Consider the following 26130-nt stretch of genomic DNA (forward strand, 5'->3'; position numbering starts at 1 on the left):
GTCACTCCTTTTTGTACCGGCGGACAATCCCGCCGGATGTATCTGTGCTTTCGCACGGAACGCTGCCGCAGCGGAGCGAAGTGGTTTCGCGCTCGGCGGTAACGAGTATTTTTCTTGTCTGCATGTGATTCATCAGTGGCACGAGCAATTCTGCATCGCCTGCTGTGTTCTGCGCGAGCATCAGCTCATCCGCGCGGGGCAGTTCGCCGCCGTTTTCAGCGAATGCTGCGAGCTGTTTTTTCGTTGCGCTGTGCAGAAAGAGAACCTTGTCCGCGATACAGACGCCGAGCTTCCCCTCGGCAACGGGGAAAACGGAAACGGGCGCCGCCGCACCGATGATGGACTGCGGTTCGGAAATCTCCTCGGCTTGATACTGCTCACATAGCCGCAGAAGCTCTATATTCTTCGCAGTCTCGGTGCAGCCGGACGGAATAAGAATGCGCTCGACCCTGACGTTTTCCATCAGCTGCGGCAGGTCGCGGGCGTGCCCCATGTCGACCGCTGTGAGAATGAGCGTGTCGATGCGCGGCACCCCGTTCAGACGCATCCATTCGTGCGTCAGTGCCGCAGCGCTGCGCGAGGTACCTGCACAGTCGATGAGCGTCGCATGACCGCGTGTATCCGAGAGGATAACCGCCTGTCCCGAACCGCAGGGCAGGTATGTTACGCTGTACTCCCCAGTTCGGAGAACGGCGTCTGTGAGAAACAGCCCGCCGACCGTGCAGCAGACAAGCGGCAGCACGATGCGCCACCGAATGCGTGAGCCTGCGGTCAGCCAGACGATAACAGCGCCTCCGGCAAGTGCGATCGCCGCAATACCGAGCGGACGGCTGAGGTCGATCGAGCCGAACGGGAGCAATGAAATGCGTTCAGCAAGAATCAGCAGAAAGCGCAGCATCAGCCGCAGCGGAACGGCGAAAACCGGCAGGACTGCCGGGCAAAACGCCGAAACGGCGCACAGCAGATAACCAAAGACGAAGCACACACCCGTGAGTGCGGCCGCCGGAAGATTTGCAGGCAGAGAAAGCAGAGACGCGCGTCCGAAACAGGCGAGCGAGACCGGCAGTGTGAAGATTGAGGCGCAGACCGTGCACGAGAGCGCCCCTGCCGGAAAGGCAAGCAGCCGACGCGTCAGACGCGCACATTCCGCGAACGGCGCGAGCAGTCTGTGCTGCATGGAGGACGCGAACAGGATAAGACCGAGCGTCGCGGAGAACGAAAGCTGGAGACCGGCGCCTGCGGCGGCGTAAGGGTTCAGCAGCAGGAGCAGCGCAAGCGCCGCCATGAGAGACAGCTTGGGATTGACGTCCCGACGCAGGATAAAACCGAGCGCTGTAATACCGTACATGACGGCGGCGCGGATGACGGAGGGCGTCGCGCCTGCAACCGGTACAAACAGCAGAATGAGCGGCAGCGAGAGATAAACACCCCATTTTCTGCCGAGCAGCACGAAACAGAACGCCGCAAGATAGCCGACATGCAGTCCGGAAACCGCGACAAGATGGCTGAGTCCAGCCATGCGGAAGGACAGTGTATCGTCATCAGACATGCCGGTGCGGTCGCCCAGCAGCAGACCGCGCAGCAGTCCGGCTTCCCGTTCAGGCAGCGCTGCGGAAACCGCATTTTTGCAGAAGCGCGCGATGCGCTGCGGCAAATACCGCGGACTGCCGGACGCGGAGCCGAGACGTTCGAAGCCGATCACATCACCGCTCTTGTTCTTGGTGGAGAATGCGGCGATAAAGCAGCCGTCCGCCGCAAGCGAGCGTTCCCGGTCGGGATTACTGCGGTAAAATGTCACATGTGCTTCGATGCGGTCTCCGGCGCAGAGTGGTGTATCACTCAGCGGAAGATAGCAGAAGGTGCGGAAACTGCGGCGCAGATAACGGTTCGGTTCAACGCGAAGCTCAGCGCGCTGGCTGTCCTCATAGACCGAGGCATCCTGCAAAACCGTCGCTCGAACGACTGCGCTGCGGCCGTTCAGCTCGCGGACGGGCTGTGCAAGATACCTGTCGCAGAGCGACAGCTGTACGAGCGCAAAGACTGCGGCGCACAGCATGGCGAGGACGGTAAACGCTCGGCGATGCCTGACGGCGAATGCTGCGCCGATCAGCAGCACAGTGAGCACAGGAAGGCACAGGAACGGTGACGGGACGAGCCCGAAACGCACCGCGATGAGCAGTGTCGCGGCATACGGGGGCACAAGATACAGCAGCGGTCGCTCGAACATGGCCTCTCCCCCGTCTCTCCTGCCGCAGCAGAGCGTTTTTTCATTAATCAGTATACCATAAGCCGCCGGGATAAACAAGTACGGCTCCCGCCGCAAGGGCAGGAGCCGCAGAGATTTACTTGTTCGAGACGGTGATGATGCGGATTTTGCCGCCGTCCTCGGCCGTATCGTTCGCGTACAGTGCGAATTTCGTGTAGTTCGATTTCACACTCTGGAGCGTAGCGATGAATTCACGGTTTTCCGTGTCGTAAATGCCGAGCTGATCGGCAAGCGCATAGTAGCCGTCCTTCGTGCGGACGCCGGAAGCGCCGTCGAAAGCCGTGCGGTCAACCGTGTCGATGAGCTTGAGCTTTTTGATGTCGAGCGAGGTGTTTACGATGCTTTCATCGGTCGAATACCCCTTCGGAACTGCGATCGGGCCACCGGAGAGACCGCTCGGAAGGCTCAGAACCTTAAATTTATCCTTTATTTCCTTGCCGTCCGACCAGTGACGAAGGACAACAGACTCAATATAAGAATAGGAGGTGTGCTCATCACGATATTTCTTCTTTTCTTCGTCGGAATAAAGGCTCCATTTTTTATTATTGACAATGTCGTCATCACCAGGTTCATCGAAATGCGAATCGTCTTTGATTTTTTCGCCATATCCCATACCATACAGCCAGCTGTCGCCGGTCACATCGCCGAGAATGACGGTCGTGATCGTGCCTGCGCTGTCGGTAACAGTATAACGGATGTCGGACGAGGGAACCTTGGCAAGCGAAATGTCGGAGAGTGCAATGCGCGAAAGCGGTGCGCCGGACAGAACCTCTTCATAGACGTTAACACGCGAGGAGACCGGTTTCGAACCGAGCTTTCCGTCCGAAAGCGACCATTCACCGGAGGTTTTGCCCGAGAGCGTGCGTCTGGTGAGGACGGCCTTGTCGCCGTTCGTGCTGACCGAGACCAGACGTCCCATGAGCGCGGTCGGCTTATCCAGCTTGTCGATGTCCATATTTCGAAGCGTAATGCCGTTCGTCAGCGTGACCGTTGCCTTGCTCTCGTCGATCGCGGTCACGATGCCCTGCATATCAGCCGAGACCGTGCTCCGCGGGTACGCTGCCGCGACGTTTCCGTCTGCGTCGAACAGGAGCGTGATGTAATCCTTGAGCTTCATATCTTTGAAGAAGGCCGCGGCGCTGTCGGAAATCCGGAACGAATTGCCGTATACCTTGACCTCCTGCGGATAGCTGACGGTTGGGCCGCCCTCACTATAGCGGCCGCTCACACGGGTATCCGAGACCAGCGCCTGTCTGTTCGCGGCGTCGAGCGTCACGACATCATACTTTTTCAGGCCGGACGGGTCGATGACAGCCCCATTCTTGACGATCTTGTATTCGCTCGGGATGTTTGCCGAGGTGGCAATACCGTAAACGAAGGTGTTGGCGTGAGAAATACTCGTGCCGGGCAGGACAGCCAGCAGCGCAAGCGAGCCGTATTCGTTGTAGTAAGCGTGCAGCGTGTCACCCGGCAGAATGGACGACCAGACCTCGGCCAGCGATTTGAGCTTGCTGTCCTCGGCAGAGCTGTCGCGCGAAATATAAGTCGGCGTGTCGCGGTTCGGCCGGAAGGCGCCGGTTTTGGTCACGATGCGGTCAGCGGCTGCATTTACGACCTCGTAGGTCTCCTGTCTGCTCGCGGTGTCGGGTACGACGCCGACGGCGACGTTATCGCCCTTTTTGCCAATAACGAGCGTGCCGTATACGCCGATCAGGCTGCGGTCGAGTTTGCCTGCGGTCTTGCGCGCAGAGAGCGTGCCGTTTTCATAGAAAAGCGCTTCGTCTGCCGCAAGCGAGCTGTCGGTTTCGCTGGTTTCGAGGAGAATGCAGTTTTCAACCGTCGAGGATGAAACACGGCTGATGAGGGGCGAGCCCTCCTGTCCGTCCGAGCGCGTCGAGGTGCCGAGCGTATTGAGCAGCATGGTCGCGGCGTCCGCACGGGTGACAGGTGTTTTGGCGTCCTTGATGGACACGCCCTGCGTCAGGCCGAGTGCGTTCGCCTGCGCGATGTAGTCCGCCGGCCAGAACGGGCCGATGTCGCTCTCCTTGTAGCCGAGCATGCGAAGCAGCATGGTGCATACCTCGCCGTAGGTCAGCTGTCTGTCCGGACCGAATGTGCCGTCGGCATAGCCGCGGATGATGTAGTTGTCCTTGAAATCCGGGTGGCGGAGCGCCGCATTGACGTATCGCGCCGCCCAGTGCGAGGCGTGCACATCCGGGAAGATCGTGTAGCTGGCATAGGGACTTGCATCGTCAATGCCCATGGCGGTGACGGCGAGCTTGCAGAATTCTGCCCGGGTCAGCGGACGGTTCGGCTCAAAGCGATTGTTTCCTGTGCCCTGCATGATGCCGAGCGAGCCGAGAATGGAGGCTGTCTGCTGAAGTGAGCCGCTCGAAATATCACTGAAAGCCGCTCCGGCAGGTGCCGCCGTAAGAGCCAGTGTCAGACACAGGCTGATAAAACGTTTTTTCATATCTATTCTTACCTTTCTCTTATTGCGTGCGCAGCGCATCGACCGGCTGAAGATTGGATGCCTTGTTGGCAGGGTACAGACCGAAGATGATGCCGAGCAGAGCGGAAAACAGAAACGCACCGAGCACAAGACCCACACTTGGCAGCACGGTGAACTGTTCTACGTTCGGCAGATACATATTCTGCTGGAGCTGACGGGCAAGCATGAACCTGCCGAGCACCGCCGAGGCAAAGCAGCCGAGCACAATGCCGATGATGCCGCCGCAGCAGCTCACGACCGCCGCTTCCACAAGGAACTGACCGATGATGTCGCGCTTGCGCGCGCCGATCGCCATGCGGATGCCGATTTCTCGTGTGCGCTCGGTAACGGACACGAGCATGATATTCATGATGCCGATGCCGCCGACCAGAAGCGAGATGCTCGCGATGCCGCCGCCGAGCAGCGCCATCAGGTTGCTCGAGGCCTCCTGCTGCTGCTGAGACTGACTGTTCGAGTAGGCGCTGAAATAGCCGCCGTTTACCTCGCAGCGCGGCTGCATGAACTCCGGGAGCGTCTGTTCGGTGAGCGTCTGGATGTCCTCGGCATTTTCGGCCTTGATGATGTACTGATGGTCGCTCATGCCCTGTGAGCTCATCATCAGGCTTTGCAGCGTGTACGGCATGATGAGCATCTGATCATTCGTGTTGAGCTTGCCGCCGTATTTGCCTGCATAAACGCCGACAATCTCGAAGCTCTTGCCGCCGATGCGGAGCTCCTGTCCGATCGGGCTCATCGCGCCGAAGAAATACTTGCGCAGCGTCTCGCCGATCACACATACCCGTGCGCGGCTCTTGCAGTCCGCCTCTGTCAGGTCGCGCCCTGCAGAGATCGACATGCTCGTAACCTCACCGTAGTGTTCGTTGACGAAATACATCTGAAGATAGCCGCTGTCCGAGCCGTTCGAGTCCATTTTCTTGCTGCGGTACTGCACGCCGCCGTTCTGCCAGTCCCAGTACTGCGACTGCGGCGACCATGCGGCGACCTCATCGAGAGAATCAAGGTATTCCTCGAACTCCTGCCAGTCCTTGTTACGCGCGCCCCAGGCGTAGACGTCGATGCGGTTCGCGCCCATCGCCTCGTACTGGAGCTTTTGCAGCTTGGTCGTGCCCTGGATGGACGCGACGATGGCGATGACGGACGCGACGCCGATGATAATGCCGAGCATGGTCAGCAGCGAGCGGATCTTGTTGTTGAGTATGGATTTGAAAGCCATGCGAACGGTCTGAGTCCAGTTCACATCCTCACCCCCTCGCTCGCCCGGTCGCTGACGATGCGGCCGTCCTGAATGGTGACGATTCGTTTTGCCATCTGTGCGAGCTTGTTGTCGTGCGTGATGAGGATGATCGAGGTGCCTTCCTCATTGAGCGCGGTCAGCTTGCGCATAATGTCGAGGCCCGAGGCGGAGTCCAGATTGCCGGTCGGCTCGTCCGCCATGATGATGGGCGGCTTTGCCGCCACGGCGCGTGCGATAGCAACGCGCTGCTGCTGGCCGCCGGACATCTCACCCGGGCGGTGATCCATGCGCTTTTCGAGCCCCACCGAGCAGAGCGCGTCAGCGGCAAGCTGTCTGCGCTCCTCCCTGCCGATGCCGCGGTAAATGAGCGGCAGCTCGACGTTCTCGATCGCTGTCAGCGCCGGAATTAGATTGAATCCCTGAAAAATGAAGCCGATCTCGCGGTTTCGAATGCCTGCGAGTACGGAAGGCTTCATGTCGCTCACCGGCTGCCCGTCCAGATAATAGGTCCCGTAGGTCGGAATATCCAGACAGCCGAGAATGTTCATCAGCGTGCTTTTGCCCGAGCCGGACTGACCGAGAATGCACAGAAATTCGCCCCACTGGACGGAAAGCGAGATATTGTCGAGCGCACGCACTTCGTTTTCGCGTCCCTCGTTGTATATCTTGCTCATCTGCTGTACATCGATCAGCAGCTCGCTGCGCTCCTCACCCCCTTGTTCGGAGCGCATGGAAAACGTATTCTCCCTCCACATATCACTGCCTCCTGTTATCCCATGCCCATGGCATTCATATCGGCGTAGAGATCGGTCGGTCCCGCAAGAAATACCGTTGTTCCTTCGTCAATGCCCCACAGGATTTCGGTGTTGGTCGAGTCGGCAATGCCGATTTCGACAGGCACAAGCTGGAATCCGTCCGGAATGCCCTCGGTGCCCTCCGGGATGGGGATGGTCTCGTCAAACGGGATTTCATTTCCGTTTTCGTCGGTCAGCGGCTTTGCAAATACCGCAGTTCCCTCCTCTGTGTTGACGATAGCCGAGGACGGAACGGTCAGACAGTCCTCGGAAGAGGCTGTCGTGATCTTGTAGTCGACCGTCATGCCGCTGTGGATGGACTGACCGTCGATCGGCTCGACCGAGATGACCGCCGAGAAGGTCGGCATGCTGCCCTGCCCGCCGCTGGAGTTCTTGTCCGGCTCGAGCGCAACCGACTCGACCGTGCCGGTCAGCTCAAGCTGCGAGCCGTCCGAATTATACATGCTCATGGTCGCCGGCTGGCCAGTCTGTACCGCGCCCATATCGGTGGACATGATGGAAGCATTGACGATAATATTGCTCAGATCAGCGACAACAACGAGCGGGTCGGCGCCGCTGACCTCCTGATCCTCTACGGCATTCATTGTAACGACGACGCCGTCGATCGGAGAGACGACGGTCGCCTGCGCGATCAGCAGCTGAAGCTCGGAAATGCGGGCCTGCTTGTCCGCAACGGCAGTCTGCGCGGAAACGACCGTGCTCTGCGCAGAGGAGATCGAGCTCTGGGCGTTCTTTACCTCGTCCTGGAGCGCGTCGCTCGTCATGCGCATAATTGCCGCGCCTGCGGAATAGTTTCCTGTGCCGCTGTATGCAGTGATCGTGCCGGAGACCTTACTTGTCACAGCAATTTCGCTGATGTATTCGAGCGAACCGGACTCCGCCGGATAGATCACGCCCGCAGCTCCTGCGTTTACGGTCGCGGTCGCGGCCATTCCCTTGGTGAGCGTGCCGGGGTTGTTGACCGTGATATTAACGCGCACGAGCTTTACGCCGTCGCTCGATATGTGGCTGCTCGACTCCACGCTGCTGACCGTGCCGCCGACCTCGCTCATCGCGGACGGAATGGAGACCGATGCGTACTGTCCGGCCTTGATCGAACCGCTGTATGCCGCGCTGAAGTAGATGGACAGCTTCATCTGTCTGTCGTTTACCATGCAGCCGAGCGTCTGACCCTCGCTGATCTGCTCGCCGACACGGTAGGTCGTCGCATTGCCGTTTGAATCGGCCGCCGCCACAAACCGGCCGGTGATCGGCGCGGTAACATTGAGATGGTTGAGCTTGTTCTGCGCGGAAACGAGCGCATTCTGCGCCTGCGTTACCGTGTTCTGCGCCTCTGCAACGGTGCGCTGCGCATCGACAAGCTCTTTCTGCGCGGCATCGAGCTCCTTGCGCGTTTCAGTCGGATCGACCGCAACGAGAAGCTGACCGGTAACGACCTCATCGCCCTCGGTGACAAGAACCTGAGAAACCTTGCCCTTGATGTCGCGGCCGAGCTCCTCACGCTTGCGGGCTGAGGTCGTGCCGCTGCCCTCGACGTAGGTTTCAAGCGTTCCGCGCGTCGCCTCGGCCGTCTGGATCGTGGTGTCGCCGGTATCGGTCTGCCGCGCGTGTCTGACGAAAAATACGCCTGCTGCGGCTGCGATCACGACAAGTCCCGCTGCGATGGCGATACGCGCCTTTTTGTTCAGCTTTTTTTTGCCCTTGTTCATCTTGTCTGCGTACCGGTTGCGTCTGGGCGCAGGTGCGTTCTGCGCTGACGGCCCGGCTTCCGGCTTCACGGCAGCTCCCCCATTGTCCGCCGTCTCGTTGGCGGCGTTTACCGCCGCGCTGTCGAGCTTTTTCGTCTGCTCAAGCGGATCGGAGCCGCCGGGCTTTCGTCTGCCCGTTTTTTTCTCATCGCTCATTTGAAAAATCCTTTCTATCCTTTGCCTTTACTGTGTGTTTTTCAGCCAGTCCGCGAAGAAAGCGCGAACCTTGTCCGGCAGTGCGTCGAGCGCGCCGTCGTTGACAAATACGCGGTCATACTGATAGCCGGCTACGCCGTCATCCGAGCGGTTGCCGAGCGCACCGCGTGCCTGCTCCAGTGCAGGACGGGTCACGAGCAGCGTGCGGCATTCCTCGCCTGCGGCCTCCCGAAAACGGGCGATCTCTTCCGGCTCACGGATATGTACGAAAAGCAGCTGCTCATCGCTCCGGCGGAACGCTTCAAGCTGCTCTGTGCAGTAGCGGAACGGAAGATCGTTGAATTCGGAGCAGCTCTGCTTGAGCTCGGAAAGAAAACGTCGGGACGCCGGGGTTTTGACACCATCCCAGCCTGCGGCGCGTGCGACCTGCAGAATGGGCGTGATGGACGAGATGTTTCTCGTCTTCCAGAAGGCGGCTGCTGCCTCGCATACCGTATCCTTTCCGACTCCCCCGCTGCCGTTTATAATGACTACCAGTTTGTCCACGCGGACACCTCCAAACAACTGTCGACAGCCATGAAAAAATGACTGTATTCTTACATGTAAAGTGTACCACAACCACCTCTTTCTTTCAAGCCGGGCGGACGAATTGTCACCAACTTTTAAGACGGCACAGGGGCATCTCCGTCTGCTGCGCGGAAATGCCCCTGTTTGTCACAATATGATGCAGATCAGACCGCCTGCGTTTTCGTTGATGATCTTCTCGAGTGTTTCACGTATCTTGCTGCGCGCGTCATCCGGCATACGGCTGAGCTTGTGGCTCAGTTCCTCCCGCACCAGCTCGCTGAGCGATTTGCCGAAGATGTTAGTTTCCCAGATCTTTTCGGGCGCGTCGCGAAACTCGCTGAGCAGATAATGCACAAGCTCCTCAGACTGTTTTTCCGAACCAACGATCGGATTGACCTCAGCGCGGATGTTGGCGCTCAGCAGATGGATGGACGGCGCGGAGGCGCGCAGGCGCACACCGTAGCGGCCGCCCTGACGGACGATCTCGGGTTCCTCGAGCGTCAGCTCCTCGGTCGAGGGCATGACGATGCCGTAGCCGGTCTGCTGGACCTGATCGAGCGCGCCGTGCAGACGTTCATAGCGCTGCCGGATTCCGGCAAAATCGCGCAGAACGGAAATAAGGTCGGCGGCGTCCGTGATATGCACGCCGGTCTCCTGCTCCACGATGCCGTAGAAAACACTATCCGGGACTTCTGCGCGAATGCGTGCCGTGCCGCAGCCGAGATCGAGCTGCTGCGCTGCGGCGGATGCGATATACTCGCTTTCGCACAGCGTATCACAGATGCCGGCAAGATCGCGCATGCGGCTTTCAGATGAGGCGGCTTCGCGGATCGTGCGGTAGATGCTGCGCTGCACCTCGGACTGCGGCGGCAGGGCGGCAATGTAGCGTGGAAGTACGAGACCGAGCTCGCAGAGCGGAAATTCATATAAAACTTGCTGTAAAATTTCAGAGATACCGGTCTCGTTCAAATCTGCACAGTTTGCAGCGATCGGCTCGACGCCATACTGCTCGCGCACGAAGCTGCAAGCCTTTTCTGCGCGCTCCCCTGTCGGCTCCGAGGAATTCACGATCACGAGAAACGGCTTGCCGAGCTCCTGCAGCTCCTTGATGACGCGCCGCTCAGCCGGGATATAGCTTTCGCGCGGAATATCGGTAAAGCTGCCGTCTGTCGTGATGACAAGACCGATCGTTGAATGCTCTCCGATGACGCGGTGGGTGCCGATCTCCGCAGCTTCTGCAAGCGTCATCGGCTCCTCCCGCCACGGCGTCGAGACCATGCGCGGCGTATCATTCTCCATGCTGCCGAGCGCCCCCTCGACCAGATAGCCAACGCAGTCCACGAGCCGCACGCGGCAGACGCCGCCTTCGGGAAGTGCGATCTCTGCCGCCTCCTCGGGCACGAATTTTGGCTCGGCAGTCATAATGGTGCGTCCGGCGCCGGACTGCGGCAGCTCGTCACGCGCCCGCTCCCGTTTGTACATGTTTTCCATGCCGGGCAGGACCATGGTCTCCATAAAGCGCTTGATAAAGGTTGATTTGCCGGTGCGAACCGGCCCGACGACGCCGATGTAAATATCACCGCCGGTTCGCGTGCTGATGTCGTGATAGATTCCGTTCTCCATACGCTACCACCTTTCAGATCCGCAGCGGAACGAGCAGCATGGTGTCCGAAACAGCTGCCGTGTCAGATGGCAGGTCGTTCGCCGCGCAGATCGCCGCCCGTGTGCTTCCGCAGTCCTTTGCAATATCCCACAGCCGTGTTTCCCCCGCGATATGGCGCACGAGCAGCGTCACGCCCGTGTCCGCCTGCCGTGCTGTCTGCTCGACCGAGCACAGATGGCGCAGCGTCAGCGGTGTCTCGCGCTCGCACTCTCCCTCCGCTGTAACGGTCAGCGTCAGTCCGCGCTCCCCGACCGTCTGCGCACGAACGGACAGCGACGGGCGCAGACAGGTGCCAGCTTCGATGCCGGTAAAGGTCAGCGGCAGGACACGCTGCACACTGCAAAGGCGTTGTTCATCGTCGAGACAGAGCACCTGCACCGAGGCGGAGATCTGCAATCCCTTTTCTGCCGCCCGCACGCCGCAGCATACCGCATCCGCACAGATCACATGAGAGATATGCGCCGCGGTCTGGATGCTTTCGACGGATTCGGCAGAAAACGGCTGCGGCTCCGGGCTGCTGTACAGGCTGGCACTGTCCTCCCGGGTCTTCAGCAGGACGCCCGGCAGATAAAAATCCGTAATGCAGTGCAGCGTATGACTGCGCCGCAGCAGGACCAGTGCGTCCGCATTCACTGTGCAGGACAGCGAATGGTCGGCTGCGATGCGGCATTCGAGACTGCGTACCGTGAGCTGCGCGTCGGGCGTATCCTCCTCGACCGCTCCCGTCAGTTCGAATACCTGCGTAAAGGGTGTGGTTTTACTGATCGTGCGGACCGCTTCGTCAAGCTGCATCACCAGACACCGCAGAGCCGCCTCTCCGCGCACGACGATGCGGTCGCGCATCGCGCGGCATTCAGTGATCTGCAGCGTACAGGATTGCTTGAGAAGCGAAAGACCGTCTGTTTCCTCGACCGGGATGTCCTCCAGAACGGAGAACGAAAAAAGCTGCGCTTCGTCGGGCAGAACCGCTTCACAGGTCTCCGAAAGCAGCTCGAGATGATCGTCTGTAATGTTTTCTGTATAATCGCAGGCTGTTTTGTCGTAGCATTCGGCTGTCAGTACAAGATCGGCCGCAATGCTCAGCTTGCGGCTGTTGACGACCGAGGCCTCGACCGCGCTCACACGGCATTCCACCAGACAGACCGAGCTGCTGTCGAGCTGCGCACATTCTTCGATGTGCGCGAAGCTGAGCGGCACCTCCAGACGCCGCAGACCGCCGCCGTTTTCCGGCTCGTACAAAATGACCGTCTGAACCGTGCCTGAGATAAGAAGGCGGCCGTTCTGCGGTGCGTGATCTCCGATGGCGGCCGTTCCGCAGGCATACACGACACGCCCTACATCAGGAAAAGCATCCGGCACAATGCAGTCCGCTGTTTCGGTACAGGCGCTTGTCTGCGCCAGCTGCCGCCTGCAATAGACAATGCGTTTCTGCTCCAGTTCCATTCTTGAAATCTCCTCCTTTGCACTGCTGCTCCTGTCAATACGGTATGTGAGCCGTGAAAAAGATATGACAGTTGATTGACAAGGCATACAGCAGCCGATATAATGGAGAAAAGGAGGCATTTCGGATGAAAGATAAGCTTAATGCCGTAAAAACAGTACTCTGTGCGGTGTTCGCTGCCGGCTGCGCCGTGCTCGGATTTTTCTTCTGGGACGCATCTGACCGCGCGGGCGCTCTGCTTGAGGAGAACGATGCACTGCGCGAGCAGCTTTCTGTTACGCAGAGCGACGCGAAAAATGCCGCTGCCGCTGCTGCTGAGCTTCAAGAGCAGGTAGATGAAATGACCGCGCAAATCGATGAGCTGAACAGCCGGCTGGAGCAGGCGGCGCAGTCCGGCGCGGACGCAGGAGCGGCAGGACCGATGGTCTACGTTACGCCGTCCGGCTCAAGGTACCATAACGAGGGCTGTCAGTATATCGGAAAGCGTGCGGTGCAGATGCCGCTTGCTGACGCGAAAGAGGCAGGATATACTGCCTGCGCGAAATGCGAATAATAGAGATGACACACTTAGTCCCACATCTAACACCCCCAAAAAACCCTAAAAAACCGCATTCCGGCGAATAAAGTCGAAATCAGCAAAACCGAGCATCAGAACATTCACAGCCGGAATAAAAGAAAAAGTTCCGCAAACAAAGCTGTTTACAGAACTTTTCGTCTGGTCCGAGTGACAGGATTCGAACCTGCGGCATCCTGCTCCCAAAGCAGGCGCGCTACCAACTGCGCTACACCCGGATATATCGGCATTTAACACCATAGTAGTATATCAAATAGGACGCGCTTCTGTCAAGCATCTGATACGATTGAGTAAAAAAATTTCTCCATGCGGTAAAGATGATTGACATTTATCATAAAAAAGAATATCATTTTATGTATATTTCCCACAACGGGAAGGGAGGAATAATATGAGCCGTTTATCAATCGAGACACCGGGACGTGCAGAAACCGTTGTCGAGGGGCTTTATCGCGACGTAGAAAGGCGTATCAGCGCAAGTCCTCCGGGACTTTGTCCGGTGGATATGGCGCTTTCGTTCCTGCGCCTGAGCCATGCACAGACCTGCGGCAAATGTGTTCCGTGCCGCATTGGTCTGGGTCAGCTGACCGAGCTGCTGGAAAGCGTGCTGGACTCGACTGCGACGCCGGAGACGATTGACCTTATTGAAAAGACCGCGCGCGTTATTCAGGACACGGCGGACTGCGCCATCGGCTACGAGGCGGCGCGCATGGTGCTCCAGGGCGTGCAGGGCTTCCGTGACGACTATATGTCGCATGTTGAGCATGGCCGCTGCCTGTTCGGCTGGGACCATCCGGTACCCTGTGTGGCGCTCTGCCCTGCCGGCGTCGATATTCCGGGCTATATCGCGCTCGTGCGTGCGGGACGTTATAATGATGCGGTTCGTCTGATCCGCAAGGACAACCCCTTCCCCACGGTCTGCGGCTATGTCTGCGAGCATCCGTGCGAGGCGCGCTGCCGCCGCAGCATGGTGGACGACGCGGTGAACATCTGCGGCATCAAGCGCTTTGCGTGCGATCACGCGACCGATATGACGCCTCCGCCCTGTGCGCCGTCCACCGGAAAGAGCATTGCCGTTATCGGCGGCGGTCCGGGCGGTCTGTCTGCGGCTTATTTTCTGTCGTTGATGGGACACAGGGTCGTTGTATACGACCAGCGTCCGCAGCTCGGCGGCATGCTGCGATACGGCATTCCGGACTACCGTCTGCCGCAGGAAAAGCTGGATCGCGACATCGAGTTTATCCTCTCGACCGGCATCGAGGTACATACTGATACCGCAATCGGCCGTGATATTGAGTTCTCCGAGATCGAAAACCAGTATGACGCGGTTTACATCTCCATCGGCGCGCATAACGACAAGAAGATCGGCATCGATGGCGAAAACAGTGTCGGCGTTCATGCGGCGGTGCAGCTGCTGCGCGACATCGGTGAGGGCCGCGTGCCCGACTTCCGCGGAAAGCGCGTCTGCGTCATCGGCGGCGGCAATGTCTCGATGGATGCGACCCGTACTGCGCTGCGTCTCGGCGCGGCGTCTGTCACCTGTGTCTACCGCCGCCGCATCTCGGATATGACCGCGCTGAACGAGGAGATCGAGGACGCACAGGCAGAGGGCTGTCAGATCCTTCAGCTTCAGGCGCCCGACCACATCGAGGCGGACGAGAACGGTCATGTTGCCGCGCTCTGGACGCGCCCGCAGGTCATCGGCCCCTATGGCTCGGACGGCCGTCCGCGGCCGTATGACGCCGATGCACCGCTGCTGCGCACGCCGTGCGACATCGTTATCGTTGCGATCGGTCAGGCGATCGACGCCCGTCCGTTTGCACAGGTCATGCCGCTCGAGCGCGGCAAGATCAAGGCTTCCTCGGACGCCTTCGTCCCCAATACGCCGCACGTATTCGCAGGCGGCGACGCAGTTACCGGACCTGCGACGGTGATCCGTGCGGTAGCAGCCGGCAAGGTTGCAGCTGCGAACATCGACGCGCATCTCGGGTTCCATCATGTCATCCAGTCTGATGTTGAAATCCCGGCACCCCATCTGACCAATCTGCCGGCCTGCGGCCGCATCGAGCTGCACAACCGTCCGTTTGAGGAGTGCGTGGGCAACTTTGAGCTGGTCAAGTGCGGCATGACCGAGCAGGAGGTGCAGCAGGAGACCTCGCGCTGCCTGCGCTGTGATCATTTCGGCTACGGTATTTTCAAGGGAGGTCGAACGAACAAATGGTAAACCTGACAATAGACAAGATCGCGGTATCTGTACCCGAAGGCACGACCATTCTGGAAGCGGCGGCCTCTGTCGGCATTGAAATTCCGAGCCTGTGCTATCTCAAGGACATCAATGAAATCTCCGCCTGCCGCGTGTGCTGCGTTGAGGTCGAGGGCGAGGGCAAGCTCGTCCCCTCGTGCAACAATGTCGTTCAGGAAGGAATGGTGATCCATACCAATACGCCGCGCGTGCGCGAGGCGCGCCGCACCAATGTTGAGCTGATTCTATCGCAGCATGACAATAAGTGCGCGACCTGTGTCCGCTCCGGTTCGTGCCAGCTTCAGAAGATCTCGAACGATCTCGGCGTGCTGTCCGTTCCGTACAAGAGCGACCTCGCGGTCGGCAAAAAGAGCTTCTGGACGACAACGTTCCCCCTCTATCGCGACATCAACAAGTGCATAAAGTGCATGCGCTGCGTTCAGGTATGCGACAAGGTGCAGTCGCTCTCCATCTGGGACGTCAGCGGTTCCGGCTCGCGCACGACCATTGACGTTTCCGGAAACCGCTTTATCAAGGAGGCGGACTGTTCGCTGTGCGGCCAGTGCATCACCCACTGTCCCACCGGCGCTCTGCGCGAGCGCGACGACACAGCCAAAGCGTATTCCGCTCTTGGCGCTGAGGGCAGGCTCACGGTCGTTCAGATCGCTCCGGCAGTGCGTGCAGCATGGGGCGAAGCCTTCGGCATGCCGACCGGCAGAGCCACGGTCGGTCAGCTCGTTGCGGCGCTGCGCAGTCTGGGAGCGGATTATGTATTCGATACGACGTTCTCGGCCGACCTCACTATCATGGAGGAAGGAACGGAGCTGCTCCAGCGTCTCAATGCCGGAGACCTCAAGGACCAGCCGATGTTCACCTCGTGCTGCCCCGGCTGGGTTCGTTTTCTCAAAAGCCAGTACCCGGAAATGACCGGACGCCTGTCTACGGCGAAGTCTCCGCAGCAGATGTTCGGCGCGGTGGCAAAGAGCTGGCTGGCTCATCGCCTGGGCATTGAACCGGAAAACGTTTACAGTATTTCTATCATGCCCTGCATTGCAAAGAAAGCCGAGCGCGAGCTCCCCGGCATGCAGTCTGCCGGCGCGGGCAGTGATGTGGATCTGGTGCTGACGACGCGCGAACTTGCCCGTATCGTGCGCGCCGAGCACATTGATGTGGAGCAGCTGGCGGATTCTCCGTTCGACGATCCGCTTGGCAACGGCTCAGGCGCCGGCGTTATCTTTGGTGCGACCGGCGGCGTTATGGAGGCCGCGCTCCGCTCCGCATACTTCCTCACCACCGGTGAAAATCCGTCCGCAGATGCATTCTGCGAGGTGCGTGCGGCAGAAAATGAGAGCCGTCCGTGGCGCGAGGCTGCGTTCGACCTCGCAGGAACGACCATTCACTGCGCGGTGGCGAGCGGTCTTGCGAACGCGCGTCATCTGATCCGTGCGATCAAACGGCGCGAGGTTCACTACGAATTTGTCGAGATCATGGCCTGCCCCGGCGGCTGTGCAGGCGGCGGAGGCCAGCCGGTAGATGGCAGCGACCGCGAAAAAGCGGCTTCGCGCGGCGGTGTGCTGTTCTCGCTCGACGAAAAAGCGGAACTTCGTTTTTCGCACGAAAACCCGGCTGTTAAGGCGCTTTATAACGAATATCTGTCCAGTCCATGCTCTGAACGGGCAGAAGAACTGCTGCACTGTGATCATTTTGCATGGCAGATGCCGCAGACAGGAATTCACGTTTAATCAATTATATAGAAAAGCCCTCGCAGAGAGAAGAAAGCTCTGTGAGGGCTTTTTGCGACTTGCAAGGAGGGTATTTCGCGCAAAGGCATCGTCATGTAAATGCGGCTGCGGTCAAAAGAAAAACCGCCCATTCCAACGGAACAAGCGGTTTGATCTGGTGGAGACGGAGAGGATCGAACTCTTGACCTCCACACTGCCAGTGTGGCGCTCTCCCAGCTGAGCTACGCCCCCAAATCATCTGCCGATAATGACTATCAACACGATGATTATATACCATTTTTTACAGTCTGTCAACACAAAAAGGCAAAGTTTTTTATACGATGCCGAACAGGCGTCTGCCGTTTTCGGTCGTGATACGTTCGACATCCTCGACCGGCATACCCTTGATCTCTGCAATCTTCTCGGCCATTCGGTAAATGTAAAGTGACGAATTTCGGTGGCCTCGGAACGGCTCGGGCGCCATGTAGGGCGAGTCGGTCTCGACCATCAGCCGCTCGATCGGCACCTCGCGGATGACTTCGATCGCTTTTTTCGCATTTTTAAAGGTGATAACGCCGGTGAAGGACAGATAATAGCCGCGCTCAAGCAGCTCACGCGCCATTTCAATATGACCGGCATAGCAGTGATATACTCCGATCACATCGGGATAGCGGCGCGTGATCTCCATGCAGTCGGCGTGGGCATCACGGTCATGGACAATGACCGGCAGCTTCAGCTCGCGCGCCAGCTCCATCTGACGAGCGAAAACAACCTGCTGCCGTGCGCGCGCACGCTCTTCCTTCTCCCAGTAATAATCCAGACCGATCTCTCCGATGGCACGAACACGAGGCTCGCTCTGCGCGAGTGTGCGGATTTCATCCAGTGCCTGCGTCCATCCATCCTCGATATTCTCCGGATGCAGGCCGACCGCAGCATAAACAAACGGATAACGGTTTGCGTAGCTGACTGCCTTACGTGAGGTTTCTGCATCGCAGCCGGGGTTCAGGATCAGACCGACGTTGTTTTCCGGCATGGACGCGAGCAGCGCGTCGCGGTCCTCGTCGAAGCGTTCGTCATCATAGTGCGCATGGGTATCAAACAGCATATTGTTCTCCTTAAATCCAGCCGAAATGCTTGCAGGCATTCCACAGGCCGTCCTTGTCTACGTCGGTCGTGATGTAGTCAGCTTTTGCCTTGAGCGCGTCTCGCGCATTTCCCATCGCAATGGACAGCCAGCCCTGACCGAACATACACAGGTCGTTCATGCCGTCACCGAATACGACGATATCCTCGTCCGGGATATGGTACAGCTCCTGCACCTTTCGAATGCCGCGCTGCTTTTCCTTCGGCTCGACAAAAACGATTTCGGGGTTATAGCGGACGAGCGGCAGCTCGCCCGACTGCATCTGTTCCTCTTCGCCGATCGGACAGCGGAAATAGACCTTGTACAGATGGTCGAGGACATGGTAATCGTATCTCGGATCCCAGAGTACGGGAAAATAGTTTTCCGGCGCGAGGGACAGATAATTCCTGTCGCTCGTCACGCACAGCTTTTCGTTTTCCGGTGAAATTGCCCACGGAATGCCGTTGCCCCGCAGCCAGTCCACGAAGCGGATGCATTCCGACGCCGGAAGCGACTGCATCTCGAGAATTTTTCCGTCGATGGTCACGCTCCAGCCGCCGTCGGCGACGATATTGGTAAAGCCGTAGCGATCCGCGACCGTTTTCGCGGAGGCCTGAAGCCTGCCGGTGGCGATAGCGGTGAAATGCCCGGCCTGCCGAAGCAGGTCAAGGCATTTCACCGCACTCTCGGGCATCGTCGTGGTAAGGCCGGTGGATAATGTGCCGTCGATATCGAAAAAGAAATATTTTCTGCGCATATTTCCTCTCGAATATCAGACATTGAAGCGGAACAGCACGACATCGCCATCCTGCATGACATATTCCTTGCCTTCGGAGCGAACGAGACCCTTTTCGCGTGCGGCCGCGAGCGAGCCGAGTTCGATGAGGTCTTTGTAGTTGATGACCTCGGCGCGGATAAAGCCGCGTTCAAAGTCGGAGTGGATCTTGCCGGCAGCCTGCGGCGCCTTGGTGCCCTTTTCGATGGTCCAGGCACGGACCTCCTGCTCACCCGCGGTCAGATAGCTCATCAGACCGAGTAGATCGTAGCAGACCTTGATCAGGCGGTCAAGACCGGACTCGTGCAGACCAAGCTCAGACAGGAACATCTCCTTCTCCTCTGCGTCCATGCCTGCAATATCCTCTTCGAGCTTTGCGCAGATTGGCAGGACCATTGCGCCCTCCGCGTCTGCGATAGCCTGTACAGCCTTGAGGCGCTCGTTTTCCTTGTCGTTGCCGGTAAAGCCTTCCTCGTCCATGTTGGCCGCATAGATGACCTTCTTTGCGGACAGCAGGTCGCTCTCGTTTACGACGCGGTCGACATCCTCGTCCTCGCCGAAGCCCTCAAAGGTGCGGGCGGTCTTGCCCTCCTCCAGATGCGCCTTGAGCTTTTCCAGAATGTCTACGTTGAGCAGCAGCTTCTTGTCTGCCTTTGCCGCCTTGCGCGTGCGCTCCAGACGGCGTTCCAGATGCTCGATGTCCGCAAGAATGAGCTCGAGATTGATGGTCTCGATGTCGCGCGCCGGATCGACCGAACCCTCGACGTGAACGATGTTCTCGTTGTCGAAGCAGCGGACAACGTGTACGATTGCGTCGACCTCGCGGATATGGGACAGGAACTTGTTGCCCAGACCCTCGCCCTTGCTTGCGCCGCGGACCAGACCGGCGATGTCTACGAACTCTACGACAGCCGGGGTGGTTTTCTTCGCGTGATACAGATCGGTCAGCGGCTGAAGGCGCTCATCCGGTACCGCTACCATGCCGACGTTCGGGTCGATAGTGCAGAACGGATAGTTCGCGCTCTCTGCGCCTGCCTGCGTGATCGCATTGAACAAAGTGGACTTGCCGACGTTAGGGAGACCGACAATGCCGAGTTTCATATGTTTTTCCTCCAAATTCTCTAAAGAGCACGGAAAGGCGGCTTCCAAAGGGCACGCTTCTCCCGTCTCATTTTTTGTCTTAGATTAGTATACCGCTTTTTCTGGCATTTTGCAATGTTTTGCGTTATACTATTGGCAGGTGCCTGCGGAAAATCCGTCTGCGCCGGGCGGCGAGCCGCTCTCTTGAATTCTGGAAAAGGTGATATATTATGCCATCCTATGCCACCTGTCATATTTTTGCTGCCACGGTGCAGCGCGTTACGAGCGATGCGGTCGCCCATATCATCGACTCGGCTCCTTCGGCCTACCGGTGGGGCGCGCAGGGAGTTTCGCCGCTGCGCATGTATCATGCACCGCTGCCGTCGCCGCTGCACCATGCTGCCGCTGAGCTGCGTACCCAGCCGCCCGCCCGGCTGTTCGAGGCGCTGTGCAGGGCGGCCTGCGGCGCACACAATACCGCCGCGCTCGCGTATGTATTCGGCTTCTGCACGAACTATGCGCTCAGCCGCGTGACGAGCCGCTTTATCGATGAGCAGGCCGACCGGCTTGTGACGTATATGCCCAGCCTCTCCGCTGCGGCGCGCCGTCAGCTGGCCGCGAGCGACATCGACGGCATCATGATCGAGGACTACATTGATACCGCGTCGGCCGGCTATGCGGCGTATCGTCTGCTGGATGCGGACGCGCCTGAATGCACCGCCGCCGCCCGTGTGCTCGCGCAGGCGGTGCATGCAACGCTCGGTACGCACGTCTCCCCTGCCGCCGTTTACCGCGGCATGCACGATATGCGGCATATTCTGCGCCTTGCACATGGCGGCGTGCCCGTGCGCAGCAGATTGCAGAAGCTCGAGCATCTGCTCGGAAGGAGCGGCATGGCCTCCTCGTTCATCCGGCCGGCGGAGCCGCTTGCGGCGGACTGTGCGAACCGCGAACATCGTCCGTGGCAGAGCGCAAACGGCGAGCGCACGGAATCGTTCGGCGATCTGTTCGATGCCGCTGTTCCCCTTGCTGTTTCGCTCCAGAGAGCGGTTCTCGATCGGTATTTCCAGGACAAGCCGCTTGATCCGCGGTTTTTCCCCTCGGATTTTAATGGAAATCCTGTGAAAAACGGAAAATAACCGGCTGATCGTCGGGAAATCAGACACGCTTTGACGATCCGGCGACAGGTTTCGTGTGACTTTATCCTTTCAAGTGCGTATGCTGTCATTGTTACCGAATTGTAACCAATGATCTTCTTGAAAGGAGGTATATGGACGGCTTCGGCTGTCCATACTGCCGTCATGCGAAACCTGTTATCTTTTTTGCTCGGGATTCTTTCCGACCTGCTCTACGTGTTTGTCTGTTTTGCGCTGTTCCTCGATCGCGCGGTCACATTTGTCTGGGACGCCCCGCTGCGACGGCGAACAGGCGGCGTTATACATGCACTCGCGCGAAGCCGCGCCGCCTCGGCGGCACTGATCTTCATTCCGTGCTTCCTGCTTCCCTTTTCACTCCTCACCCAGAAGGGCGTGCTCATTCTGGCAGGAGACAAGCCGCTCGGCTTTGTGCAGGATGCGGACATGCTCTCCGGCACGGTGCAGGAGCTCGAGGCGAGCGCCTCGGCAGCGTCCGGCGAAACCTATTCCCTTCCCTTCTCGCTGAGCACCCGCTCGATGCGTACACCGCTTTGTGAATTTCTCGACGAGAACGCGCTGCGCACAGCGCTGACGGAGCAGAGCGGTGAACTGGACACGCTTGCGGTGATCTCGATCGACGGCACGCGCGCCGGCGTATGCCATAATGCCGAGGAGGCACAGACCCTGCTCGACCGCGTCAAGCGGCTTTACACCACGCAGGCTGACAGCAGCGCGGATTTCGTGCAGCAGGTTCATGTGGACAGCGTTGTTGCGGAGAGCCGTCTTGCAGGCGAGCCGCAGACGGTTTTTGAGACTCTGTCCGACCGCCTGGACGTCCGTGCGCGCCGCTCTGTCACCTACACCGAGACCATCCCTTTCGGCACGGTAACGCGCGAAAATGATGCAGAGTATCAAGACTACCGCGAGACCGTCCGGCAGGGGCAGACCGGTGAGGCGGTCGTGACAGCGGAGATCCAGACGCTCGACGGCGAGGAAAACGAACGCACCATTGTCGCACGTACCGTGCTGCGGAGCGCGTCGGACGAGATCGTCGAGGTTGGCACAAAAAATATCGGCATCGGCACCGGCAGCTTTGTGCGTCCGGTCTCGGGCTATACCTTTACCTCGGCGTTCAAGTGGCGCTGGGGACGGCTGCACAGCGGTGTCGATCTGGCGGTGCCTGAGGGAACGCCAGTCCGCGCGTCTGACAACGGAAAGGTCATTCTTGCAGAAAATTCTGGCGACGGCTACGGAAACTATATCATTCTCGATCATGGCAACGGCTTCAAGACTCTGTACGGCCATAATTCGGCGCTGTGCGTGTCGGTCGGAGACATCGTGTCACAGGGCGATCTGATCGCCTATTCGGGAAACACCGGCAACTCGACCGGCCCTCACCTGCATTTCGAGATTCATCTCGATGATGAAAAAGTAGACCCGGAGCGTTTTCTGTCCTTCTGACGCGCAAACACCCTGCATGCTTTTGTTTCATGCAGGGTGTTCTCTTTTTATTCTTGTGTTTTGTCATGCGGCTCGTCCGGAGAGCCGTCCGTCTGCGTCTCGGTTTCGGAGTCAGTCGGTGCGGAAGCGCCGGTCGGCTCCCAGTCGAAGTGCATCGGCTGCGGCTCGGGAGTCGCGAGATAATCGAACATGGCGATGAACGAGGTCTGGTAGTAGCCGTTCACAAAGCTGCCGACAACGAGGCCGACGCAGAGCGCCGCAATCAGAGACACTGCCATGACTGCAATGCCGAGGCCGCCGCCGATCACCGTCAGACCGAGCATGCCGAGCAGGAAGCACAGATAGACCGACGCGAGGGCGAGCAGGTTCCAGCCGAGAAAGCTGAGTTCAAAGATGAGAAGCGCGCCGAAGCGGCCGCGGAATACGTCGGAGGCATCACGGGTCGCATTCCAGACGCCGTACTGCTCGTTGTCATGCAGTACGACCCAGCCGGCGCTGTAGGTCATCAGCTTGATGCTGATCAGGAAGCTGACCAGCCCGTAAACTGCATAGAGTACGATCAGTCCGCCGGTCATGCTGTCTGGGCTTCCGGTCATGAAGCTCATCGCGGAAACCGCGACAACGCCGATCGTGAGCAGAACGGTCGGCGGAACGGTCCACATCAGACTGCGCAGGAACAGGCAGAACGACATGCGGATGCCTGTCCAGAGAGATGCACCCGAGGTGATCGGCTGAAGGACTGCGCCCGCGCCCGGACGGCCGCCGCGGGTGAGGTCGGTGTAGAACCGCATAAGGCCGAAGGTGAGCGGACCGGAAACGACGAGCAGCAGCAGCACAGCGGTAAAGAGACCGCTGCCTGTGCCGCGCAGCATCGTCTGCGCAACGGCGCTCTCATCCGCCCCTGCCACCAGCAGCGCAAAGGACGAGCCGAACATGGTCAGGTAAACGATCAGCATCAGCAGGATGATCGGCAGCGAATACAGCACATTTGCGCCGATGCAGGAGCCGAGATGCGCCGCGACATGCGCTTTGCATTTACGCTTGCATTCTTTTCTCTTCTGGGCATTCCATTCTTTCATTTTTCTCTTCCTTTCGGTCAGCTTCCGGTGCCGACGCATACTACCTCGTCGCGTTTGGAGTAGGTGGATTTGTTTGCGAGCACTTCGGTCGTCTTTCCGTTTTCCGTGATGACCTTATAGGTGCGCGTCGAGTAGCCGGTGATGCCCGAGGTCTCGACCTGTGTTTCTCCTGCTGCAAGCGAGCTGTCCTGCTTTTCGACTGTTTCCGGCTTGTAGGTTTCCAGCACCTCGGTACGTGTTGCGACCGTCTTATCGCTCGTTTTGGTGCCGATAATGGTCATGATCATCTGTCCGCCGGTCTGTTCTGCCAGGATCTTGATGGGATAGGCAGTGTTGTTCGCGAAACGGAAATCGAGATTGCCGTAGTCCACGGTCGCATCCTCGCCGAGCGGCGTGTAGGAAACGGTGAACGAGTGATTGTGACGCTCGACGACCTCCAGATCCGCGCGCAGCACGGCCATATAAAGCGTCGAGGAGGGCTGGCATACGCCGCCGCCGAATTCGTCGATGATCTTGCCGCCCGAGTAAGCGTGCGCCTCCTGATAGCCGCGCGCCTGTGTGCGTTCGCCGACGACTGTGTTGTAGGAGAACACATCGCCCGGATTCAGGATCGTACCGTTGATGGCCTTGGCGGCCAGACGGACATTGTTCGTGCGCGGTGCGTTGCCCTCGTTGAGGTTGGTTGCGGTACGGGCGAGCGTATCGCGGAACAGACGTTCCCTGAGGACCGCCTCCGTGATCGTCGGTTGCGTGATGGTGACCGGAATGGAGTAGCTTGCCTGCGAGCCGTCACCGATGATCTCCTTTGCTTTTTCAACATCGAACTGCACGCCGGACTTGCCGGGGATGATGGTCTTGCCGTCCTCCTTGCTGACGGTCGCGTTGACCGGACTGCCGGTGACATCCTCTGCAATTTTGTCGATGTCGATGGCAGGCGCAGCGGTCACATCGGTCGAGACCTCATAGGGTTTGAAATCCATCAGCTCGATCTGCGCGGTGAGCGCCTGTTCGACAGCGGAGGTATCGAACTGCACGCCAGGCGTACCGGACTGAATGACGAGGTTTTCCCCGTCGAGCTTCCATGCCGGTGCGACCGGCTCGGTAAGCGCCTCGGCGGCGATCTCCTCGAGCTGGGCTTTCAGACCCGCTTCATCGACCGAAGCGTCCAGACGGGTATCGCAGCCATCCCGCATCGCGCTGATGATCGCTGTCATGCGCGCGAGCGGCCCGCCCTCGCGGCCGACCTTCCATGCGTTTTCCGCAGACTGGATATCGTCTACGCCGCTCAGAACGTTCTCGACCGGAATATCATAATCCGCATCATAGATCGTGAGCGTGAGCTTTTTACCCTGATAGAGCGGCTTGCTTTTTATGGCAATCTGCTGTGCGGCTTCATCGCGCGACAGACCGCCGACGTCGATCGAGCCGACTGTCACGCCGGGGAAAATGTTCGGATAGAAATAAACTGCGCCGAGCGCGCCGCCTGCGAGCAGCACGAGCAGGACGAGGATAACGATGAGCGCGGCGGGAATGCGGCGTTTTCTGGGGGGAGCCGCAGCGGTCTTTTCTGCTTTTTTCTTATCTGTTTTGATGAGGTGCGCGCCCTTTCTGGGTTTGCCGGAATGGAATGCCATGGTGATCTCCTTTTATTCATGCGCAGAGCGGCGCGGCCGTCTGTCTGCGTGAGAGTTTATGCGATGCCTGCGTCCGAAAGACACAGGGGCTATCATTTTATTATATACTGCTGTGCGGAAAGGTGCAACAACAAATCGGTATCAGAATGTTTTTCGCCGCCGCCTCATAAGATGACAGCATGAAAGGAGGCGGCGAACATGGCGGCAAGGCAGAGAAAACACCGTGAGACACACGGAAAGGGCTTGTTTTTCGTCACATTATGCCTGCTTGCGGCTGGAGTGGTCAAGTACAGCAGTTTCCCTGCTGCGGCCGAGTTCCGTGCACGGGCGGCTGAGGCGCTTGCCGGTGCGCCGGGAATGGAGGAAGCACTCGGTGTCTTCGGCGGACGGACGGAAAACGCCGCGGCGGTCAGCGGTGATGCGGGATACGCGGCATCCTCGGGCGGTGCGGACGACATCCTCGGACGTGAGCAGACGCAGTTCCCGGACACGGCGGACGAGACCGTCTATTCGATCGGCTTTCATTATGTTCTCCCGGCGAAGGGCACGCTTACATCGTCTTTCGGTGAGAGGCTGAGTCCGCTCACCGGTGAGCCGGGATTTCACTACGGCGTGGACATAGCGGCCGATGAGGGCACGCCGATCGAGGCGTTTGCCGATGGAACGGTCCGTGAGACCGGAGAGTCGAGCTACGGAAAGTACCTGATCGTCGATCATGCGGACGGATTTTCGACGCTGTATGCGCATTGCAGCAGCATTTCCGTCGAGGTGGGAGAAAAAGTCAGCTGCGGCAGCGAGATTGCCCGTGTCGGTCAGACCGGCAATGCAACCGGTCCCCATCTGCATCTGGAGATCTGGCGAAACGGCGCGGCGCTCGACCCGGCGGATTACCTGACAGAGCTGTAG

General features: G+C 58.9%; 19 protein-coding genes and 2 tRNA genes. 6 read left to right on the forward strand and 15 right to left on the reverse strand.

The annotated features are described in order from the left end of the window. Position 1: 1 nt before the first annotated feature. The 8 genes from H8S02_RS05980 to H8S02_RS06015 all read right to left on the reverse strand — a co-directional run bounded on the left by H8S02_RS05980 (position 2) and on the right by H8S02_RS06015 (position 12404). Entirely contained in the window at positions 2 to 2227 is a 2226-nt protein-coding gene (locus H8S02_RS05980) for a ComEC/Rec2 family competence protein (protein WP_186969751.1), read from the reverse strand. 115 nt (positions 2228 to 2342) lie between these two features. Beyond that, positions 2343 to 4739, reverse strand: coding sequence for an S-layer homology domain-containing protein (locus tag H8S02_RS05985; protein ID WP_186969752.1), 2397 nt, complete (start codon positions 4737 to 4739; stop codon positions 2343 to 2345). 19 nt (positions 4740 to 4758) lie between these two features. Beyond that, positions 4759 to 6015 (reverse strand): ABC transporter permease, encoded by a 1257-nt coding sequence (locus tag H8S02_RS05990; RefSeq protein WP_186969753.1) that lies wholly within the window; start codon positions 6013 to 6015, stop codon positions 4759 to 4761. Next, a complete protein-coding gene (locus H8S02_RS05995) occupies positions 6012 to 6767 on the reverse strand; it encodes an ABC transporter ATP-binding protein (protein ID WP_279287272.1) in 756 nt (251 codons plus the stop codon). The genes H8S02_RS05990 and H8S02_RS05995 overlap by 4 nt, the downstream gene beginning before the upstream one ends. Before the next feature lie 14 nt (positions 6768 to 6781). Further along, entirely contained in the window at positions 6782 to 8731 is a 1950-nt protein-coding gene (locus H8S02_RS06000; RefSeq protein WP_186969754.1) for an efflux RND transporter periplasmic adaptor subunit, read from the reverse strand. 27 nt (positions 8732 to 8758) lie between these two features. Further along, positions 8759 to 9277 carry a hypothetical protein gene (locus tag H8S02_RS06005; protein ID WP_186969755.1) on the reverse strand — a complete coding sequence of 173 codons (519 nt, stop codon included), beginning with the start codon at positions 9275 to 9277 and terminating at the stop codon, positions 8759 to 8761. Positions 9278 to 9445: 168 nt separating this feature from the next. Then, positions 9446 to 10921 carry a stage IV sporulation protein A gene (gene spoIVA, locus H8S02_RS06010; protein ID WP_186969756.1) on the reverse strand — a complete coding sequence of 492 codons (1476 nt, stop codon included), beginning with the start codon at positions 10919 to 10921 and terminating at the stop codon, positions 9446 to 9448. A 13-nt stretch (positions 10922 to 10934) separates the two neighbouring features. Next, the gene (locus tag H8S02_RS06015; RefSeq protein ID WP_186969757.1) at positions 10935 to 12404 is read right to left on the reverse strand and encodes a DUF3794 domain-containing protein; all 1470 of its coding nucleotides are present in this window, start codon (positions 12402 to 12404) and stop codon (positions 10935 to 10937) included. Between the two features lie 125 nt (positions 12405 to 12529). Between H8S02_RS06015 and H8S02_RS06020 the strand changes: the two genes are divergently transcribed. Then, a complete protein-coding gene (locus H8S02_RS06020) occupies positions 12530 to 12955 on the forward strand; it encodes a mitotic spindle assembly checkpoint protein MAD1 (protein ID WP_186969758.1) in 426 nt (141 codons plus the stop codon). A gap of 163 nt (positions 12956 to 13118) precedes the next feature. Here H8S02_RS06020 and H8S02_RS06025 read toward each other — a convergent pair. Next, a tRNA-Pro gene (locus tag H8S02_RS06025) sits at positions 13119 to 13194 on the reverse strand. A gap of 170 nt (positions 13195 to 13364) precedes the next feature. Here H8S02_RS06025 and H8S02_RS06030 point away from each other — a divergent pair. Together H8S02_RS06030 and H8S02_RS06035 are read left to right on the forward strand one after the other, a co-directional pair. Then, positions 13365 to 15197, forward strand: a complete 1833-nt coding sequence (locus H8S02_RS06030; protein WP_186969759.1) for an NAD(P)-binding protein — start codon at positions 13365 to 13367, stop codon at positions 15195 to 15197. Next, complete coding sequence (locus H8S02_RS06035; RefSeq protein WP_186969760.1) at positions 15191 to 16957, forward strand: [FeFe] hydrogenase, group A; 1767 nt, start codon at positions 15191 to 15193, stop codon at positions 16955 to 16957. Before H8S02_RS06030 ends, H8S02_RS06035 begins: the two co-directional genes overlap by 7 nt. 155 nt (positions 16958 to 17112) lie before the next feature. On the opposite strand, the gene H8S02_RS06040 is transcribed toward H8S02_RS06035, so the two are convergent. From H8S02_RS06040 to ychF, 4 genes are all read right to left on the reverse strand, one after another. Beyond that, positions 17113 to 17188, reverse strand: a tRNA-Ala gene (locus tag H8S02_RS06040). Positions 17189 to 17270: 82 nt separating this feature from the next. Next, complete coding sequence (locus tag H8S02_RS06045) at positions 17271 to 18041, reverse strand: TatD family hydrolase (RefSeq protein WP_186969807.1); 771 nt, start codon at positions 18039 to 18041, stop codon at positions 17271 to 17273. A gap of 10 nt (positions 18042 to 18051) precedes the next feature. Beyond that, a complete protein-coding gene (locus H8S02_RS06050; protein WP_186969761.1) occupies positions 18052 to 18816 on the reverse strand; it encodes an HAD hydrolase family protein in 765 nt (254 codons plus the stop codon). A 15-nt stretch (positions 18817 to 18831) separates the two neighbouring features. Further along, on the reverse strand, positions 18832 to 19935 hold the full coding sequence (gene ychF / locus H8S02_RS06055; protein ID WP_186969762.1) for a redox-regulated ATPase YchF: 1104 nt from the start codon (positions 19933 to 19935) through the stop codon (positions 18832 to 18834). A 209-nt stretch (positions 19936 to 20144) separates the two neighbouring features. Between ychF and H8S02_RS06060 the strand changes: the two genes are divergently transcribed. Both H8S02_RS06060 and H8S02_RS06065 read left to right on the forward strand, forming a co-directional pair. Then, the gene (locus tag H8S02_RS06060) at positions 20145 to 21053 is read left to right on the forward strand and encodes a hypothetical protein (protein WP_186969763.1); all 909 of its coding nucleotides are present in this window, start codon (positions 20145 to 20147) and stop codon (positions 21051 to 21053) included. Between the two features lie 183 nt (positions 21054 to 21236). Beyond that, positions 21237 to 22511, forward strand: coding sequence for a M23 family metallopeptidase (locus tag H8S02_RS06065; protein WP_186969764.1), 1275 nt, complete (start codon positions 21237 to 21239; stop codon positions 22509 to 22511). A 47-nt stretch (positions 22512 to 22558) separates the two neighbouring features. Here the strand turns inward: H8S02_RS06065 and H8S02_RS06070 are convergent, their stop codons facing one another. Both H8S02_RS06070 and H8S02_RS06075 read right to left on the reverse strand, forming a co-directional pair. Continuing rightward, positions 22559 to 23590, reverse strand: coding sequence for a DUF975 family protein (locus tag H8S02_RS06070; RefSeq protein ID WP_186969765.1), 1032 nt, complete (start codon positions 23588 to 23590; stop codon positions 22559 to 22561). A gap of 17 nt (positions 23591 to 23607) precedes the next feature. Then, complete coding sequence (locus tag H8S02_RS06075) at positions 23608 to 25224, reverse strand: VanW family protein (protein ID WP_186969766.1); 1617 nt, start codon at positions 25222 to 25224, stop codon at positions 23608 to 23610. A 198-nt stretch (positions 25225 to 25422) separates the two neighbouring features. On the opposite strand from H8S02_RS06075, the gene H8S02_RS06080 reads away from it, so the two are divergent. Continuing rightward, positions 25423 to 26130 carry a M23 family metallopeptidase gene (locus H8S02_RS06080; RefSeq protein WP_186969767.1) on the forward strand — a complete coding sequence of 236 codons (708 nt, stop codon included), beginning with the start codon at positions 25423 to 25425 and terminating at the stop codon, positions 26128 to 26130.

The organism is Agathobaculum hominis, from assembly GCF_014288055.1.
In the GTDB taxonomy this organism is placed as follows: Bacteria; Bacillota; Clostridia; order Oscillospirales; family Butyricicoccaceae; genus Agathobaculum; species Agathobaculum hominis.

What these genes read in the sequence shown, in the direction of transcription:
- H8S02_RS06020 (WP_186969758.1), top strand. Translation starts at nt 12,530, where the DNA reads ATGAAAGATAAGCTTAATGCCGTAAAAACAGTACTCTGTGCGGTGTTC.
- H8S02_RS06045 (WP_186969807.1), bottom strand. Translation starts at nt 18,041, where the DNA reads ATGCTGTTTGATACCCATGCGCACTATGATGACGAACGCTTCGACGAG.
- H8S02_RS06015 (WP_186969757.1), bottom strand. Translation starts at nt 12,404, where the DNA reads ATGGAACTGGAGCAGAAACGCATTGTCTATTGCAGGCGGCAGCTGGCG.
- H8S02_RS05995 (WP_279287272.1), bottom strand. Translation starts at nt 6,767, where the DNA reads ATGTGGAGGGAGAATACGTTTTCCATGCGCTCCGAACAAGGGGGTGAG.
- spoIVA (WP_186969756.1), bottom strand. Translation starts at nt 10,921, where the DNA reads ATGGAGAACGGAATCTATCACGACATCAGCACGCGAACCGGCGGTGAT.
- H8S02_RS06035 (WP_186969760.1), top strand. Translation starts at nt 15,191, where the DNA reads ATGGTAAACCTGACAATAGACAAGATCGCGGTATCTGTACCCGAAGGC.
- H8S02_RS06060 (WP_186969763.1), top strand. Translation starts at nt 20,145, where the DNA reads ATGCCATCCTATGCCACCTGTCATATTTTTGCTGCCACGGTGCAGCGC.
- H8S02_RS05980 (WP_186969751.1), bottom strand. Translation starts at nt 2,227, where the DNA reads ATGTTCGAGCGACCGCTGCTGTATCTTGTGCCCCCGTATGCCGCGACA.
- H8S02_RS06075 (WP_186969766.1), bottom strand. Translation starts at nt 25,224, where the DNA reads ATGGCATTCCATTCCGGCAAACCCAGAAAGGGCGCGCACCTCATCAAA.
- H8S02_RS06080 (WP_186969767.1), top strand. Translation starts at nt 25,423, where the DNA reads ATGGCGGCAAGGCAGAGAAAACACCGTGAGACACACGGAAAGGGCTTG.
- H8S02_RS06050 (WP_186969761.1), bottom strand. Translation starts at nt 18,816, where the DNA reads ATGCGCAGAAAATATTTCTTTTTCGATATCGACGGCACATTATCCACC.
- H8S02_RS05985 (WP_186969752.1), bottom strand. Translation starts at nt 4,739, where the DNA reads ATGAAAAAACGTTTTATCAGCCTGTGTCTGACACTGGCTCTTACGGCG.
- H8S02_RS06000 (WP_186969754.1), bottom strand. Translation starts at nt 8,731, where the DNA reads ATGAGCGATGAGAAAAAAACGGGCAGACGAAAGCCCGGCGGCTCCGAT.
- H8S02_RS06070 (WP_186969765.1), bottom strand. Translation starts at nt 23,590, where the DNA reads ATGAAAGAATGGAATGCCCAGAAGAGAAAAGAATGCAAGCGTAAATGC.
- H8S02_RS06030 (WP_186969759.1), top strand. Translation starts at nt 13,365, where the DNA reads ATGAGCCGTTTATCAATCGAGACACCGGGACGTGCAGAAACCGTTGTC.
- ychF (WP_186969762.1), bottom strand. Translation starts at nt 19,935, where the DNA reads ATGAAACTCGGCATTGTCGGTCTCCCTAACGTCGGCAAGTCCACTTTG.